This window comes from Microbispora amethystogenes (assembly GCF_016863015.1).
GTDB lineage: Bacteria > Actinomycetota > Actinomycetes > Streptosporangiales > Streptosporangiaceae > Microbispora > Microbispora amethystogenes.
In genome coordinates, this window is sequence record NZ_BOOB01000014.1 from 42,080 (window position 1) to 58,695 (window position 16,616).

Here is a 16,616-nt window from a genome sequence, read left to right on the forward strand (position 1 = left end):
CGTGGTCCATACCAACCGGTAGGTACCTCAGCGTAACGGCTGATTCGCCCGATTTTGAGTGCCCGGTCAACAGTGTGGTCAGCAGTGGGTGTACTCGTCGCGCCGGTGGAGCATGGCCGCCAGCATCAGCGGGAACATCGCGACGTGCGCGAGGACCATCACGGTCATCCCGTCGATCGCGCCCACCCACAGCAGTGGGAACAACGGCACGACCGGGACGAACATGGCGCCGCACATCTCCAGAGTCGCGGCCCAGGCGTGGCCGCGCACGCGCATCCACACGGCCATGCCCACCGACATGTCGAACGCCATCAGCAGGTAGGCGAGCTCGGGGTCGCGGGTGTGGGAGAGCTCGATCCCCAGAGCGGACCCCAGAACGGACCACAGCAGGCCGAGCGCGAACATCCCGGCGAACATCGCCACGACCATTTCGAGGTAGTGCAGGGCGAATCGTCTCCATCGCCGCGGGCCGGCCGGGTGGCTGGACGAGTGGCTGGACGAGTGGCTGGATGGGGGGCCGGTGTGCCGGGCGGGCGTCGTCTGTGTCATGGCTCGACTGTCCCGGCGGCCAGGGACTCCGCGAAGGGCCCGGCCGCCGAGAGGTCCGGAAACTTGGGATACCGGTCCCTGTGACGTACAGTCCGGGTGTGATCTCGCGGCGGGTGGTCGTGGTCGGGTACCACGCGGCGGAACTGCTGGACATCGCGTGCGTGACGTCGAGCCTCATCATGGCGAACGTCCAGGGCGCCACGCCTCCGTACGAGGTGTGCCTGGTCACCCCCTCCGGGCTGCCCATCACCTGTGGCAGCGGGCTGACGCTGCAGGCCCAGCAGGCCCTCGAACGCGTCACCGGGCCGCTGGACACGCTTGTGCTGTCCGGGGGGATCGGGCACGAGCTGGCCGCCGCCAACCGGGTGATCGTCGGGCACGTCCGCCGTCTGGCCCGGGAGAGCCGCCGCGTCGCCTCGGTGTGCACGGGCGCGGCGGTGCTGGCCGCCGCCGGGCTGCTCGACGGCCGGCGCGTCACCACGCACTGGGGGTACGCCTCCACGCTCGCCTCGCGCCACCCCGAGATCACCGTGGACGCCGCCCCGATCTTCATCCGGGACGGCAACGTCACCACGGCGGCGGGCGTCACCAGCGCACTGGACCTGACCCTCGCCTTCATCGAGGAGGACAACGGCTCGGCCCTGGCCCGGGAGGTGGCCCGCCATCTGGTGACCTATCTGCAGCGTCCCGGCAACCAGGCGCAGATGAGCATGTTCACCGAGGGCCCGCCCCCCGGCGACGACCTGGTCAGGCGGGTCGTCGACCACGTCACCGGCCACCTCGGCGCCGATCTGGGCACCGCCGCCCTGGCGGCCGCGGCGGGGGTGAGCGAGCGGCACCTGACCCGGCTGTTCCTCCGGCACCTCGGCCAGACGCCGGGCCGGTTCGTCCGCCGGGCACGGGCCGAGGCCGCCGCCCATCTTCTGGCCACCACCTCGTTGCCGGTGGCCGCCGTCGCGGCCCGGTGCGGCTTCGGCACGGCCGAGACCCTCCGCCAGGCCTTCGTCGACCTGTACGGCATCCCGCCCTCGCGCTACCGGCAGGCGCAGGCCTCCGCCCTGCCGCAATCCTTCCGCTCCTGATCCCGGCGCTGTGGCAGACTGACCACCGAATGTCGTTCTGGTCTACGTCGAAGGGCGGGTCCATGACCACGCGGCCCACGGGGCGGGCGCCCATCACCTCCGTGCCGGACATCGACCTGTCGAGCTGGGACTTCTGGGCCCGGCCGGACGAGGAGCGGGAGCACGCCTTCCGGCTGCTGCGCGACCTGGACACCCCGGCCTTCTTCGCGGAGCCCGAGATCAACTTCGCCGGGACGCGCGGCCCCGGCTACCACGCGCTCGTACGGCACGCCGACATCCTGGAGGCCAGCCGCACTCCCGAGATCTTCTGCTCCGGCGACGGCGGGGCGACCAACATCCCCGACCTGCCCGCGGAGTTCACCGAGTATTTCGGCTCGATGATCAACATGGACGACCCGCGGCACGCCCGCCTGCGGCGCATCGTCTCCCGGGCGTTCACCCCACGCATGATCAGGCAGTTCGAGGCCGACGTCGAGGCGGCGGCGTCCCGCATCGTGGACGACCTGCTGGAGACCGGGCCGGGCTGCGACTTCGTGACCGAGGTGGCCGCGAAGCTGCCACTGAAGATCATCTGTGACATGGCGGGCATCCCGGAGAAGGACTACGGCTTCGTCTTCGACCGCTCGAACGTCATCCTCGGCGCCACCGACCCCGAGTATGTCGGCGACCCGCAGGGCATCGCGCACGCGCTGCTCACCGCCGCGATGGAGCTGCAGCAACTGGTGGAGGACCTCGCCGCGCACCGGACCGAGCGGCCCACCGGCGACCTCATCTCGTCGCTGGTCAACGCCAACATCGACGGGGAACGGCTGACCGCCCAGGAACTCGCCTCGTTCTTCATCCTGCTCGTCGTGGCGGGCAACGAGACGACCCGCAACGCCATCTCCTCCGGCATGCGCCTGCTCACCGTCAACCCCGATCAGCGGCGGCTCTGGCTGGAGGACTTCGAGGGCCGCGCGCCGCGCGCCGTCGAGGAGATCGTCCGGCTGGCGGCGCCGGTCAACTACATGCGCCGCAAGGTCACCCGGGACCACGAGATGAACGGCACGCGCTACCGCGCGGGCGAGAAGGTGCTGCTGTTCTACTGGGCGGCCAACCGGGACGAGCGGGTGTTCGCCGACCCGCTGCGGTTCGACATCCTGCGCGACCCCAACCCGCACGTCGGGTTCGGCGGCCCCGGCCCCCACTTCTGCCTTGGCGCCCACCTGGCCCGCCGCGAGATCACCGTGATGTTCCGCGAACTGCTGCGCCGGGTCCCCCGCATCGAGGCGGGCGAGCCCGAGCGCCTGCTGTCCAGCTTCATCAACGGCGTCAAGCACATGCCCTGCACGTTCTGACGGCGCGTGTTCTGACGGCGGGGCGGGTCCTCAGCGGATCGGCTTGATCGAGCGGACCACCGTGTTGACGTCGGGCAGCAGGTCGTTCTTCAGCTCCGGCACCGCCATGTAGACGATCGTGGGAAGGTCGGCGCCGGTGTCGACGGCGGCGATCACGACCGTGGTGGAGCCGCCGTCGGCGGTCACCTTGTAGGAGGCCAGCAGACCGGTCATGCCGCCCCGCGACAGGCGCTGCTGCGCGGTCTTGGTGACCTTGTTGTCCTTGGGGAACTGCGTCTGCCGCGCGCGGTACATGACCGCGCTGAGCACGGAGCCCATCTTGTCGGGCGTGGTGTACTTCACCGCGAGCGACTGCGCCAGCGGCCCCGACATCACCACGGCGAACTCCCGCTTGCCCTTGGTGGTCATGCCGGCGGGCACGTACTGCCGGGTGGTGAAGCCGTACGTCGCCTTGGTCTGGGCGGGGTCGGTGTCCGCCTGCCAGGGGCCGCCGAGCCTCGGCAGCGTGATCCGGCCGGCGGTGTCGGTGAGCACGCCCTTCACCGGGGAGGCGGTGCCCTCGTAGACGGGCAGCGGCGGCACCTGTGCCTGTGGCTTGGCACTGGCGCGGGGCGCGGTGGCCGAGGGCTTCGGCGGGGTCGCCGCCTCGGCCGACCTGCCCGAGCTGAGCGGCCCGGCGCCGAACGCCCAGACCAGCACCGCCACGAGCACGGCCACGACCGAGGCCACCAGCGCGTACAGCCAGACGGGACGGCCGGGCCCGTCGTCCTCGTACTCGTCGATCGCCCGGTAGTTCTCGCCGAAGACCGTGTTCCACAGCTCCTGCTGCCGGTGCGCCGGAGGCGTCTTGGGCCCGCTGATCTGTCCCGCCGTCACGAACGGCCGGTACGGGTCGTCCGGCTGGGGCGGGGGCGGCGGAGCCGTCGACACGGGCGGCTGGGCGTGCGGGGAGCCGGGCCGGGACGGCGGCGAGACGGGCTGGGAGGTCTCGGCGTACGACCGGACCGAGGGGGTGAACGGGGCGGCCGGGGTGGCGGGGCCGGCCGGGCCCGCGGGGGACCGCGGCGGCGGGCCGGGCTCGCCGAAGGCGGGGGTGGGCATGCGCGGGGGCGCGCCGGGCGGGGGGCCCGCCATGGTCGCCGCGTCCGTGTCGCGCGGCGCCCCCTCGACGAAGGAGCGCACCGTGGGCGTGAAGGAGGCCGGCGGAGGGATCTCGGGCCAGGCCGGGGGGACCTCCGGCCAGGCCGGCGCCCGCTGGGGCTCGCTGCGGTCCGAGGGCACGCTACCTCCCGAGATCATGCCCGAATTGGGGGTGCCTGGCATGATCTCATGGGAGCCGGGGGCTGCCGCAGCGAAACCGGAGAATGCCCCGCGGAACTGCTCACCGGTGGGGTCGGTGGGCGGGTCCTGCATCGGCAAGTCCGGAGGCGGGAAAGAGTTGGCCACGCAAGCACAGTAAGCGAGCGGACATAAGAGGTCACAACGGAACTATCACCATCGGGTATCGCACTTTGACACGCAAGGTCAGCCCCGGATGATCGAAACCGCGGCCACATGGGCGACTGCGCTACGCTTGACACGCGTGCCGCCACCCTGCACTGCGCCACCCCACACGGGGTCATCTGTCTCACAGCTCGGCGCGTGAGAGCGCAGGCGCGGGCCGCCCCGATCGTATGGCAGGGGTTGCCCGGGCGGGCGTCATCAACCCTGATTCTGCCGCCGGGCGAGGAGTGGAAGTGGACGAGCCGGTGTACGACCCGCAGGCGCTGCAGGCCAAGTGGCTGCCGCGGTGGGAGGAGTCGAACCCCTTCGCGGCGGTCGAGGACGCCGCGGACACCAGGCCGCGCAAGTACATGCTCGACATGTTCCCCTACCCCTCCGGCGACCTCCACATGGGCCACGGCGAGGTCTTCGCGATCGGCGACGTCGTCGCGCGCTACTGGTTCCAGAAGGGCTACAACGTCCTGCACCCCATCGGGTGGGACTCCTTCGGCCTGCCCGCCGAGAACGCCGCGATCAAGCGCAACGCCCACCCGGCCGAGTGGACATACGCGAACATCGAGACGCAGGCGAACTCGTTCAAGCGGTACGCGATCTCCTTCGACTGGTCGCGCCGCCTGCACACCAGCGACCCGGAGTACTACCACTGGAACCAGTGGCTGTTCACCCGCTTCTACGAGCGGGGCCTGGCCTACCGCAAGGGCGGCCTGGTCAACTGGTGCCCCCAGGACCAGACCGTGCTGGCGAACGAGCAGGTCGTGGCGGGCAAGTGCGAGCGCTGCGGCGCCGACGTCGTCCGCCGCGAGCTGACCCAGTGGTATTTCAAGATCACTGACTACGCCGACCGCCTGCTGGACGACATGGCGCGGATCCAGGACGGCTGGCCCGAGCGCATCCTGACGATGCAGCGCAACTGGATCGGCCGCTCCACCGGCGCCGACGTCCGGTTCGAGATCGAGGGCCGCGACGAGCCGGTCACCGTCTACACCACCCGCCCCGACACGCTGTACGGCGCGACGTTCTTCGTCGTCGCGGCGGACGCCCCGCTGGCGGAGGAGATCGTCGCCCCCGAGCAGGCCGAGGCGCTGGCCGCCTACCGCGCCGAGGTCGCCAAGCTCTCCGACATCGAGCGGCTGTCCACCGAGAAGGAGAAGACCGGCGTCTTCCTGGGCATCCACGCGGTCAACCCGGTCAGCGGGGAGCGCATCCCCGTCTGGGCCGCCGACTACGTGCTGTCCGACTACGGCCACGGCGCGATCATGGCGGTGCCCGCCCACGACCAGCGCGACCTCGACTTCGCGCGGAAGTTCGGCCTGCCGGTGAAGGTCGTCGTGCACACCGGCCTGGCCGACCCGGGCGAGACCGGCGTCGCCACCCCCGGTGAGGGCACGCTGGTCAACTCCGGCCCGCTCGACGGGCTGACGAAGGCCGAGGCGATCGGCAAGATCATCGAGGTCCTGGAGGAGCGCGGCACCGGCAGGGCCGCGGTCAACTACCGCCTGCGCGACTGGCTGCTGTCCCGGCAGCGGTTCTGGGGCACGCCGATCCCGATCATCCACTGCGTGGACTGCGGCGAGGTCCCGGTGCCGGACGACCAGCTGCCGGTCACGCTGCCCGACCTGCGCGGCGCGGACCTCAAGCCGAAGGGCGTCTCGCCGCTGGCCGCCGCCACGGACTGGGTCAACGTCTCCTGCCCCAAGTGCGGCGGCCCCGCCCAGCGGGACACCGACACGATGGACACCTTCGTCGACTCGTCGTGGTACTTCCTGCGCTACTGCGACCCGGACTACACCGACGGCCCCTTCGACGTGGAGAAGGTCCGGAAGTGGGGCCCGATCGACCAGTACGTCGGCGGCGTCGAGCACGCCGTGCTCCACCTGCTGTACGCGCGGTTCTTCACCAAGGTCCTGCATGACATGGGCATGGTGGACTTCGTCGAGCCCTTCGAGCGCCTGCTGAACCAGGGCCAGGTCATCAACCACGGCAAGGCGATGTCGAAGACGCTGGGCAACGGGGTGGACCTCGGCCAGCAGATCGACAACTACGGCGTGGACGCCGTCCGGCTGACGATGATCTTCGCCGGGCCGCCGGAGGACGACATCGACTGGGCCGACGTCTCGCCGGCCGCGTCGCAGAAGTTCCTGGCCCGCGCGTTCCGCGTGATGACGGAGGCCGGAGCGGCGTCCGCCCCGGGGACGGGCTTCTCCGGCGGCGACGTCGAGCTGCGCAAGGTCACCCACCGGACGATCGACGAGGTCACCCGGCTCGTCGACGGCCACCGCTTCAACGTCGCGGTGGCCCGCATGATGGAGCTGACCTCGGCCGCCCGTAAGGCGATCGACGCCGGCCCCGGCGCCGCCGACCCCGCCGTCCGCGAGGCCGCCGAGACCCTGGCGGTCATGCTGTCGCTGGTCGCGCCGTACGTCGCGGAGGAGGGCTGGGAGCGGCTCGGCCACGCGCCGTCGGTCGCGAAGGCGGGCTGGCCGCAGGCCGACCCGGCGCTGCTGGTGCAGGAGTCGGTCACGGCCGTGGTCCAGGTGGCGGGGAAGGTCCGCGACCGGCTGGAGGTGTCCCCGGACATCTCCGAGGCCGACCTGGAGGCGCTGGCCCTGGAGTCGGAGAAGGTCAGGGCGTATCTGGACGGCGCGCCGCGCAAGGTCATCGTGCGCGCGCCGAAGCTCGTCAACATCGTCCCGTGACCGGACGTTGACGATCGGGCAGCTGTCCGGACAAAATTACGCCCGAGCCACAAAACCAGTCATACAGATGAGGCGTGCGGTCAGGGCATGCCGCGACCACCACCGCTCCGGCGGTGGTCTGGGGTGCGCGCCTGACCGTACGGCTCACCGGTGGCGTGCGCCCCTCGTGGGAGGCACGTCTTGTACAGACGCATTCTCGGCGGGCTGGCGACCGCCGTCGCGATGGCGGCGACCGTGCTCGTCGCCACCGGTTCACCGGCGAACGCGGCCGGCACGGGCACCGGCTACCTGCACACCAGCGGGAACAAGATCGTCGACAGCACCGGCGCCACCGTCCGGCTGACCGGCATCAACTGGTTCGGCATGGAGACCGACAACAAGACCTTCCACGGGCTGTGGGCCAGCAACCCGTGGAGGAGCCAGCTCGACCTCATGGCGAACCTGGGCTACAACACGATCCGGGTGCCGTTCTCCGACGACGCGCTGAAGCCGGGCGCGCAGGCGACGAGCGTCAACACCGCATCCAACCCCGATCTCATCGGCCTGTCGCCGCTGCAGATCCTCGACAAGGTCGTGGACTACGCGGGCCAGAAGGGCATGCGGATCATCCTCGACCGGCACCGGCCGACCAGCGCGGGTCAGACGGCGCTGTGGTACACCTCGACCGTGCCGGAGTCCACCTGGATCGCCGACTGGAAGTCGCTGGCCCAGCACTACGCCGGCAACACCACGGTCATCGGGGCCGACCTGCACAACGAGCCGCACGCCGACGGCACCAACCCGAACGCGACCGGCTCCTGCTGGGGCTGCGGCGACCAGGCGCGCGACTGGCGGCTCGCGGCCGAGCGGGCGGGCAACGCGATCCTCTCCGTCCAGCCCAACTGGCTGATCTTCGTGGAGGGCGTGAGCTGCCCGAGCGGCGGCCTGTCCAACATCTGGGACAACGACACCAGCAACGACGAGGACTGCGGCTGGTGGGGCGGCAACCTCACCAAGGCCGGCCAGTTCCCCGTCCGGCTGAACGTGGCGAACCGGCTCGTCTACTCGCCACACGAGTACGCCACGTCGGTCTACCACCAGCCGTGGTTCGACGACCCGACGTACCCGGCGAACATGCCGGCCATCTGGGACAAGTACTTCGGCTACATCTACAAGCAGAACATCGCGCCGATCATGGTGGGCGAGTTCGGCACCACGCTGGCCAGCAACACCGACAAGATCTGGCTCCAGGAGCTCATGAAGTACCTGGGCACCGGGGTGAACGGCATGTCCTTCACCTACTGGTCGTGGAACCCCAACTCGGGTGACACGGGCGGCATCCTGAAGGACGACTGGGCCACCGTCGACCAGGCCAAGCAGAGCATCATCTCGCCGTACCTGATCCCGCCGGTGGGCGGCAATCCGCAGTCGCCCTCGGCGTCACCGTCGGTGTCTCCGTCATCCTCTCCTTCGGCGTCCCCGTCGGCCTCGCCGTCGGTGTCTCCGTCCTCGTCTCCGTCCTCGTCTCCCAGCGGGAACGGGGGCAAGTCCTGCACCGCCACCTACAAGGTCGTCAACCAGTACAGCGGCGGCTTCCAGGGTGAGGTCACGGTGAAGGCGGGCGGCTCCGCCATCTCGGGCTGGACCGTGAAGTGGGCCTTCCCGAACGGGCAGAGCATCAGCCAGCTCTGGAACGGCACGCTCAGCGCGAGCGGATCCAACGTCACGGTGACGAACATGTCCTACAACGGCGCGCTCGGCGCCGGGGCGTCCACGGCGTTCGGGTTCAACGCGAGCTGGTCCGGCACCAACGGCGTGCCGTCGCAGGTCACCTGCGCGGCGAGCTGAGCGAGCGGATCACTTCAGCGCGGCGGCGATCCTGGCCAGGATCTCCTCCAGGATCGGCGCCGACGTCGCGAAGTTGAGGCGGGCGAACGTGTCGCCGCCTCCGTAGTTGGGGCCCGGGTTGAGCCTGACCCGGGCCTCCCGCTCGATGAAGGAGGCGGCGTCGGGGATGCCGAAGTCGAGCCACGCGAGATAGGTGGCCTCGGGCACGCGGTACCCCACCCCGGCCGGGAGTCGCTCGGCGATGAGCCGGCGGTTGCGGTCCAGGATCGCCAGCACCTCCTCCAGCCACGTGTGGCCGTGCCGCCACGCGGCCACCGTGGCCTCCACGCCGAGGACGCTCGGCGCGCCGTAGATGTGCGCGGGCTGACGGCCGAGCGCGTCCCTGACGTCCCTGGCGCCCAGATGGGCCACCGAGCAGTGCAGCCCGCCCATGTTGAACGCCTTGCTGGCGGAGGTCAGCGTGACCGTCCGCTCGGGCAGGATCGTGGCGAACGGGACGTGCCGGGCCGGGGCGTACGTCAGGTCGGCGTGGATCTCGTCCGCGATCACCAGCGTGCCGTGCCGGTCGGCGTACGCGGCGAGCCCCTCCAGCTCCTCCCGGGTGAACGACCGGCCCGACGGGTTCTGCGGGTTCACCAGGAGGAGCACGCGTACGGGCTCGGCGGGGACCTCGAACCGGCCCTCGGCCGTCAGCGGCATCGGCACCAGGCGGCGGCCCATCCCGGTGAGGGTGACGAGGAAGGGGTCGTAGGCCGGGACGTGCAGCGCCACGGCGTCGCCGGGCTCGGTCATGAGGTGCAGCAGCACCTGGAGAGCCTGGTTGATGTCGGTGTAGGACCGCACGTGCGCGGGATCGGCCCGCCAGCCGTACCTCGCCTCCATCCGCTCGGCGAAGGCCTCCGCCAGCGGCCCGGCGGTCGGCTGGTCCAGCCACGCGGGGTAACCGAGATCCATGGCCGCACGTCGCGCGACGGCCTCACGGACCGCCTCGGGCACGGGAAAGTCCATGTCGGCGACCCAGGCGGGGATGACACCGGGCGCGGCCAGGGCCCACTTGATCCCGTCACGGGCGCGGGCGGCCTCCAGGGAGAGCGAGTCGAGTTTCACGGGACTCACCCTAATCGCCAGATATCGGTCATCCCGAGAGTAACCATGCCGGCGTCCCGCGGCGGGACGCCGGCACAGGGTCTACAGCTTGCACAGGGCCTACAGCTTGCGCAGGACGGCCGTGACCTTGCCGAGCACGGTGGCCTCGTCGCCGGGGATCGGCTCGTAGTTCGGGTTGTGCGGCACCAGCCACACGTGCCCGTCCTTGCGCTTGAACGTCTTCACGGTGGCCTCGCCGTCGATCATCGCCGCGACGATGTCGCCGTTGTCGGCGACCGGCTGCTGCCGCACCACGACCCAGTCGCCGTCGGCGATGGCGGCTTCGATCATCGAGTCGCCGGAGACCTGGAGCAGGAACAGCGTGCCCTCGCCGACAAGCTGCTTGGGCAGCGCGAACACGTCCTCGATGCTCTGCTCGGCGAGAATGGGGCCACCGGCGGCGATGCGGCCGACCAGCGGCACGTACGCCGCGGTGGGCCGGTTGAAGCCGCTCTCCTCCTCGGCGGCGTCCGGGTCGACCCACAGGACCGGCTCGCCGGGGAGCCTGACCTCCAGCGCCCGGGGGCGGTGCGGGTCCCGGCGGAGGTAGCCCTTACGCTGGAGCGCCGTGAGCTGGTGCGACACGCTGGAGGTGCTGGTCAGCTGGACGGCCTCCCCGATCTCCCGCATGGACGGCGGATAGCCGCGCTGCTGGACCGAGTCGCGGATCACCTCGAGGATCTTCCGCTGCCTGGGGGTGAGGCCAAGCGAGTCGCGCCGACGAACCGCGAGGTCGCCGACGCCATTCGCCTGCTCACTTCGGTCACTCACGATGCCACCTCTCAATCCGTGTTCCTCATGTCGCACAGAGCGACCGTACCGCGATTCAAGATCACCGTCAAACAATTGTTCGATATCCAGCGAAATCGCCGATCTCGCCGTTCTCCTCATCGTACGGGAGTTCGATCGATCCCGTGTTCGATTTACCCGATCTTCCTGGTGGGTCGTACGCCCAGTTCAGAAGCAATGGAGAAATCCGGGCGCGACAATGCCGTACGGCCTATTCCCCCGCGCCCGGGGCAGGGGATGCGCCTGGGGCGCGTGGGGCGACACGCGCGGCGAACAGGAACTTCCCCCGCCACGGCCGGTTCGACTTGCGTTCAAGGACGGGCACTTCTACCGTTGGACCCCAACATCTAGTAGTCACAGCGGTGTAAGTTCACTACACCTTGTGTTCGGGATGTGCGTTCAGGGAGGCGATGAAGTGCACTGTCCGTTCTGTCGCCACCCGGACACACGGGTCGTGGACAGCCGCGCAGCCGAAGACGGGGCGGCCATCCGCCGCCGCCGCACCTGCCCCGAATGCGGGCGCAGGTTCACCACTCAGGAGACCGTGCTGCTCATGGTGAGCAAACGCAGCGGGGTCACCGAGCCGTTCTCCCGGGAGAAGGTCGTCGCGGGCGTACGGCGGGCCTGTCAGGGGCGCCCGGTCGGCGAGGACTCCCTCGCCCAGCTCGGGCAGCGCGTGGAGGAGACCATCCGGGCCACCGGCGCCGCGGAGATCGCCTCGCACGAGGTGGGGCTGGCCATCCTGGGCCCGCTCCGCGACCTGGACGAGGTGGCGTACCTGCGGTTCGCGTCGGTCTACCGGAGCTTCGAGACGCTGGCGGACTTCGAAGCCGAGATCGAGCGGCTCAGGGCGGCCCACGGCGGCGGGGAGTAGCCGCCGGGCCGGCGGGCGGGGCGAGGAGCGAGCCGTGCGGCGCGACGATGAGGGTGTAACGAGCGTGGTCGGAAAGAGGGGCTCCATCGGGCCCCGGGAGGGGGAAGTCATGACGGAGACCGTGAGCGGCACAGAGGCGGGTGTGGGAGGCCGGGGCGCGAGGCGTCCGCGCAAGGGCCTGAAGATGAAGCGCATCTTCACCACCCCGGGCGTCCACCCGTACGACGAGGTCCGCTGGGAGCGGCGCGACGTCGTGATGACCAACTGGCGCGACGGCTCGGTCAACTTCGAGCAGCACGGCGTGGAGTTCCCCGCCTTCTGGTCGGTCAACGCGGCCAACATCGTGACCACCAAGTACTTCCGGGGCGCGGTGGGCACCCCCCAGCGCGAGTCGAGCCTACGGCAGCTCGTCGACCGGGTGGTGGGCGTCTACACCAGGACCGGCGTCGAGAACGGCTACTTCGCCTCCGAGGAGGACGCGGAGATCTTCGACCACGAGCTCAAGCACGCGCTGATCCACCAGACCTTCAGCTTCAACTCCCCGGTCTGGTTCAACGTCGGCACCCGCTCCCCCCAGCAGGTCAGCGCGTGTTTCATCCTCGCCGTGGACGACACGATGGAGTCGATCCTCGACTGGTACAAGGAAGAGGGTGTGATCTTCAAGGGCGGCTCGGGCTCGGGGGTCAACCTCTCCCGGATCCGCTCGTCCAAGGAGCTGCTGTCCAGCGGCGGCACGGCGAGCGGCCCGGTCTCGTTCATGCGCGGCGCCGACGCCTCCGCCGGGACCATCAAGTCGGGCGGCGCCACCCGCAGGGCGGCGAAGATGGTCGTCCTCGACGTGGACCACCCCGACATCGAGGAGTTCATCGAGACCAAGGCGCGCGAGGAGGACAAGGTCCGCGCGCTGCGCGACGCCGGGTTCGACATGGACCTCGGCGGCAAGGACATCGTGTCCGTCCAGTACCAGAACGCCAACAACTCGGTCCGTGTCTCGGACGAGTTCATGCGCGCCGTGGAGGCCGGATCGAACTTCGGCCTGCGGGCCCGCCTGACGGGCGAGGTCATCGAGGAGGTGGAGTCCCGGTCGCTGTTCCGCAAGATGGCGCAGGCCGCCTGGGAGTGTGCCGACCCCGGCGTGCAGTACGACGACACCATCAACGACTGGCACACCTGCCCGGAGACCGGGCGCATCACGGCGAGCAACCCCTGCTCGGAGTACGTCCACCTGGACAACTCCTCCTGCAACCTCGCCTCGATCAACCTGCTGAAGTTCCTGCGCGACGACGACAGCTTCGACGTCGCGACCTTCGTGAAGATCACCGAGCTGATCATCACGGCGATGGACATCTCCATCACCTTCGCCGACTTCCCGACGCAGAAGATCGCCGAGACCACCCGGGCGTACCGGCAGCTCGGCATCGGCTACGCCAACCTGGGCGCGCTGCTGATGGCGACCGGCCACGCGTACGACTCCGACGGCGGCCGGGCGATCGCCGCGGGCATCACCTCGCTGATGACCGCCGTGTCCTACCGCCGCTCGGCCGAGCTCGCCGGAATCGTCGGCCCGTACGACGGCTACCAGCGCAACGCTGAGCCGCACAAGCGGGTCATGCGCAAGCACGCCGCGGCCAACGACGACCTGCGCACGCTCGACGACATGGACAAGGCCCTGCACGCCGAGGCCACCCGGCAGTGGCAGGAGTGCCTCCGCACCGGGGAGAAGAACGGCTACCGGAACGCGCAGGCCTCGCTGCTGGCGCCCACGGGAACCATCGGGCTGATGATGGACTGCGACACCACCGGCATCGAGCCCGACCTGGCGCTGGTGAAGTTCAAGAAGCTCGTCGGCGGCGGCTCGATGCAGATCGTCAACCAGACGATCCCGCGGGCGCTGCGCCAGCTTGGCTACCTGGAGGAGCAGGTCGAGGCGATCGTCGAATACATCGCCGAGCACGGTCACGTTGTGGACGCCCCCGGCCTGCGGCCGGAGCACTACGAGGTGTTCGACTGCGCGATGGGGGAGCGGGCCATCGCCCCGATGGGCCACGTCCGGATGATGGCGGCGGTCCAGCCGTTCCTGTCCGGCGCGATCTCCAAGACCGTGAACCTGCCCGAGTCGGCCACGGTGGACGACATCGAGCAGGTCTACCTGGAGGGCTGGCGGCTCGGTCTCAAGGCGCTGGCCGTCTACCGCGACAACTGCAAGGTCGGCCAGCCGCTGTCGATCGCGAAGAAGACCTCCGAGGAGGCGCCCGCCGCGGAGACCGCCGAGAAGGAGCCGGTCGTCCAGGTCGTGGAGGTCGCGCGCCCGACCCGGCGGCGGATGCCGAACCAGCGGCCCAGCACCACCACCCGCTTCACGGTGGGCGGGGCCAAGGGCTACATGACCGCCTCGTCCTACCCCGACGACGGCGTGGGCGAGGTTTTCCTCAAGATGTCCAAGCAGGGCAGCACGCTCGCGGGCGTGATGGACGCCTTCTCGGTGGCGATCTCGATCGGCCTCCAGTACGGCGTGCCGCTGGACACGTACGTGCAGAAGTTCGTCAACATGCGGTTCGAGCCCGCCGGGATGACCGACGACCCGGACGTCCGGATGGCGCAGTCCGTGATGGACTACATCTTCCGGCGGCTCGCGCTCGACTACCTGCCGTACGAGGACAGGGCGGCCCTCGGCATCTTCTCCGCCTCGGAGCGGGCCGCGCAGCAACGTGGCGAGGACCCGGGCGCGATCCAGGACGTCGACACCGCCGCGCTGGCGCAGTCGGCGCCCATCGAGGCCAAGCGCGCCGACGCGCCGGTCGAGGGGGTGGCGCAGCCGGTGGCGGCGCCCGAGCCGCGCCGGTCCGGGGCCTCGCTGGAGAGCCACCAGGGCCGTACGGCGGACGCGCCGCTGTGCCTGACCTGCGGCACGAAGATGCGCCCGGCCGGAAGCTGCTACGTCTGCGAGGGCTGCGGCAGCACCAGCGGCTGCAGCTGACCTCGGGTCACACCCCGTGAGCGAAGGGGGCCGGCGGGCTCGCCGCGGTCCCCTTCCTCGCGTGAGATGACCGCAAGGGCTGGTGCTCGAAAGTTTCGATCACGATGCGATAATTTCCGCTCCGGGCTGTGAACGGATCATCGGTGCCCGTCGAGTGTCGTGCGTGCGTCGTTCAGTACCGTACGGCCGGGAGGAGCGCCCCCCACAGCCCCGCCCATATGGCGTTGAACAGGGGAGACGGGCCCGAATCGCGGGTGCTCCTCTCCTGGCGCGATGAACCGAAATTTTCGGGAAATCTCCTGACATATTGAGTCAAATCTTTCGGCGTGTTATCTCTGTAGGTGTTCCGATCCGGTGTCGCCCTCGGCCTGAGCCTCCCACCGACTGCTCCACGCCGCGCCGCGGCCACGCGACGCCGGCCCTGTCCCGAGGTGCCTTCGCGGGCGCGCAAACCCCCTCGACACCGGAGTAGCCATGCGTAAACACGCCCTCGCGGCCGCACTGCTCGTCGCTCCACTGATCGGGCAGGCACAGCCGGCGGCCGCGTCGACGGTCACCATCGACATCGACAACAGCGTGAAATACCAGAAGATCGACGGGTTCGGCGTCTCCACCGCGTTCCGGCGGAACGAGCTGATCAAGGCCCTGCCGGAGGACAAGCAGCAGGAGATCCTCGATCTGTGGTTCAGCCGTGAGAAGGGCGCCGGGCTCAGCATTCTCCGGCTCGGCATCGGAGCGAGGCCGGCGGGCAGCCCGTACGACCAGATGGTCTCGATCCAGCCGGACGACCCGGGCGGCCCGACGGCGCCACCCAGGTACGTCTGGGACGGCGACGACAACAGCCAGGTCTGGATGGCCAGGGCCGCCCAGAGGTACGGGGTGAACCGCTTCTTCGCCGACGCGTGGAGCGCGCCCGGCTACATGAAGGACAACGGCGACGCGAGGAACGGCGGCACGCTGCTGCCGGAGTGGCAGCGGGCGTACGCGAACTATCTCGTGCAGTACACGAAGTTCTACGCGCGGGAAGGCATCAGGATCACCGACCTGGGCTTCACGAACGAGCCCGACTGGACGGCCGGCTACGAGTCCATGCGTTTCACCCCCGAGGAGGCCGCCCGGTTCGTGAAGGTGCTCGGCCCGGTCGCCAGGGCCGCGGGCGTGAACATGGTGTGCTGCGACTCGTTCGGCTGGGACCAGGCCAAGACGTACACGCAGGCGATCGAGGCCGACCCCGAGGCCGCCCGCTGGGTGAGGGTGCACAGCGGCCACTCCTACGCCAGCTCCCCGACCTCCCCACTGCCGACGGACCGCAACACGTGGATGTCGGAGTGGGGCCCCGGCGGCAGCACGTGGGACGAGAAGTGGGACGACGGCAGTGGCCAGGACGGCATGACGGTCGCGCAGGCCGTCAACGACGCGCTGACGCTCGGCGACGTCTCCGGTTACATCTACTGGCTGGGGGCTTCGAGCGGGGCCACCAGGGCGTTCATCCGCATCGACACCACGACGAAGACCTACCAGGTGTCGAAGCGGCTGTGGGCGATGGCCGCCTACAGCAGGTTCATCAGGCCCGGCGCGGTGCGGCTCGGGGCGACGGCCTCCGACCCCGGCCTGAAGGTCTCCGCGTTCCGCAACGCCGACGGTTCCCGCGTCGTCGAGATCCTCAACACGGGTACGGAGCCCGTCACCTGGGACAAGATCAAGGGCCACGGCCGGGCCAGGGCCTATCTGACCGACGAGAACAACGCGGTGGCCCCCATCCCCCTGCGGGACAAGGGCGTGACGATCGCGCCGCGCGCCCTGACGACGATCGTCCTCGGCTGAGCCGCCCCGTGT

11 protein-coding genes are annotated in these 16,616 nt (G+C 70.0%); 7 read left to right on the plus strand and 4 right to left on the minus strand.

Annotation, left to right across the window (positions count from 1 at the left end):
• Positions 1 to 78: 78 nt before the first annotated feature.
• Positions 79 to 549, minus strand: a complete 471-nt coding sequence (locus Mam01_RS09825) for a hypothetical protein (protein WP_204285075.1) — start codon at positions 547 to 549, stop codon at positions 79 to 81.
• 98 nt (positions 550 to 647) lie between these two features.
• Between Mam01_RS09825 and Mam01_RS09830 the strand changes: the two genes are divergently transcribed.
• Both Mam01_RS09830 and Mam01_RS09835 read left to right on the plus strand, forming a co-directional pair.
• Positions 648 to 1,631 carry a GlxA family transcriptional regulator gene (locus tag Mam01_RS09830; RefSeq protein WP_239101176.1) on the plus strand — a complete coding sequence of 328 codons (984 nt, stop codon included), beginning with the start codon at positions 648 to 650 and terminating at the stop codon, positions 1,629 to 1,631.
• Between the two features lie 62 nt (positions 1,632 to 1,693).
• Positions 1,694 to 2,968, plus strand: coding sequence for a cytochrome P450 (locus Mam01_RS09835; RefSeq protein WP_204285077.1), 1,275 nt, complete (start codon positions 1,694 to 1,696; stop codon positions 2,966 to 2,968).
• Positions 2,969 to 2,998: 30 nt separating this feature from the next.
• Here Mam01_RS09835 and Mam01_RS09840 read toward each other — a convergent pair whose 3' ends face one another.
• The gene (locus Mam01_RS09840; protein ID WP_204285078.1) at positions 2,999 to 4,249 is read right to left on the minus strand and encodes a hypothetical protein; all 1,251 of its coding nucleotides are present in this window, start codon (positions 4,247 to 4,249) and stop codon (positions 2,999 to 3,001) included.
• A gap of 455 nt (positions 4,250 to 4,704) precedes the next feature.
• Between Mam01_RS09840 and leuS the strand changes: the two genes are divergently transcribed.
• Positions 4,705 to 7,167: a leucine--tRNA ligase gene (leuS, locus tag Mam01_RS09845; RefSeq protein ID WP_239101177.1), complete on the plus strand. Its 2,463-nt coding sequence runs from the start codon at positions 4,705 to 4,707 to the stop codon at positions 7,165 to 7,167.
• A gap of 180 nt (positions 7,168 to 7,347) precedes the next feature.
• Positions 7,348 to 8,994 carry a cellulase family glycosylhydrolase gene (locus tag Mam01_RS36505; protein WP_239101178.1) on the plus strand — a complete coding sequence of 549 codons (1,647 nt, stop codon included), beginning with the start codon at positions 7,348 to 7,350 and terminating at the stop codon, positions 8,992 to 8,994.
• A 9-nt stretch (positions 8,995 to 9,003) separates the two neighbouring features.
• Here Mam01_RS36505 and Mam01_RS09855 read toward each other — a convergent pair whose 3' ends face one another.
• Both Mam01_RS09855 and lexA read right to left on the minus strand, forming a co-directional pair.
• On the minus strand, positions 9,004 to 10,101 hold the full coding sequence (locus Mam01_RS09855) for a MalY/PatB family protein (protein WP_239101179.1): 1,098 nt from the start codon (positions 10,099 to 10,101) through the stop codon (positions 9,004 to 9,006).
• A gap of 99 nt (positions 10,102 to 10,200) precedes the next feature.
• On the minus strand, positions 10,201 to 10,914 hold the full coding sequence (gene lexA / locus Mam01_RS09860; protein ID WP_373868689.1) for a transcriptional repressor LexA: 714 nt from the start codon (positions 10,912 to 10,914) through the stop codon (positions 10,201 to 10,203).
• Between the two features lie 430 nt (positions 10,915 to 11,344).
• Here lexA and nrdR point away from each other — a divergent pair, with 430 nt between their 5' ends.
• From nrdR to Mam01_RS09875, 3 genes are all read left to right on the plus strand, one after another.
• Positions 11,345 to 11,803: a transcriptional regulator NrdR gene (gene nrdR / locus Mam01_RS09865; RefSeq protein WP_111697938.1), complete on the plus strand. Its 459-nt coding sequence runs from the start codon at positions 11,345 to 11,347 to the stop codon at positions 11,801 to 11,803.
• A gap of 109 nt (positions 11,804 to 11,912) precedes the next feature.
• Positions 11,913 to 14,780 carry a vitamin B12-dependent ribonucleotide reductase gene (locus Mam01_RS09870; RefSeq protein ID WP_204285080.1) on the plus strand — a complete coding sequence of 956 codons (2,868 nt, stop codon included), beginning with the start codon at positions 11,913 to 11,915 and terminating at the stop codon, positions 14,778 to 14,780.
• Positions 14,781 to 15,254: 474 nt separating this feature from the next.
• Positions 15,255 to 16,604, plus strand: a complete 1,350-nt coding sequence (locus tag Mam01_RS09875; protein WP_204285081.1) for a glycoside hydrolase family 30 protein — start codon at positions 15,255 to 15,257, stop codon at positions 16,602 to 16,604.
• Positions 16,605 to 16,616 lie beyond the last annotated feature (12 nt).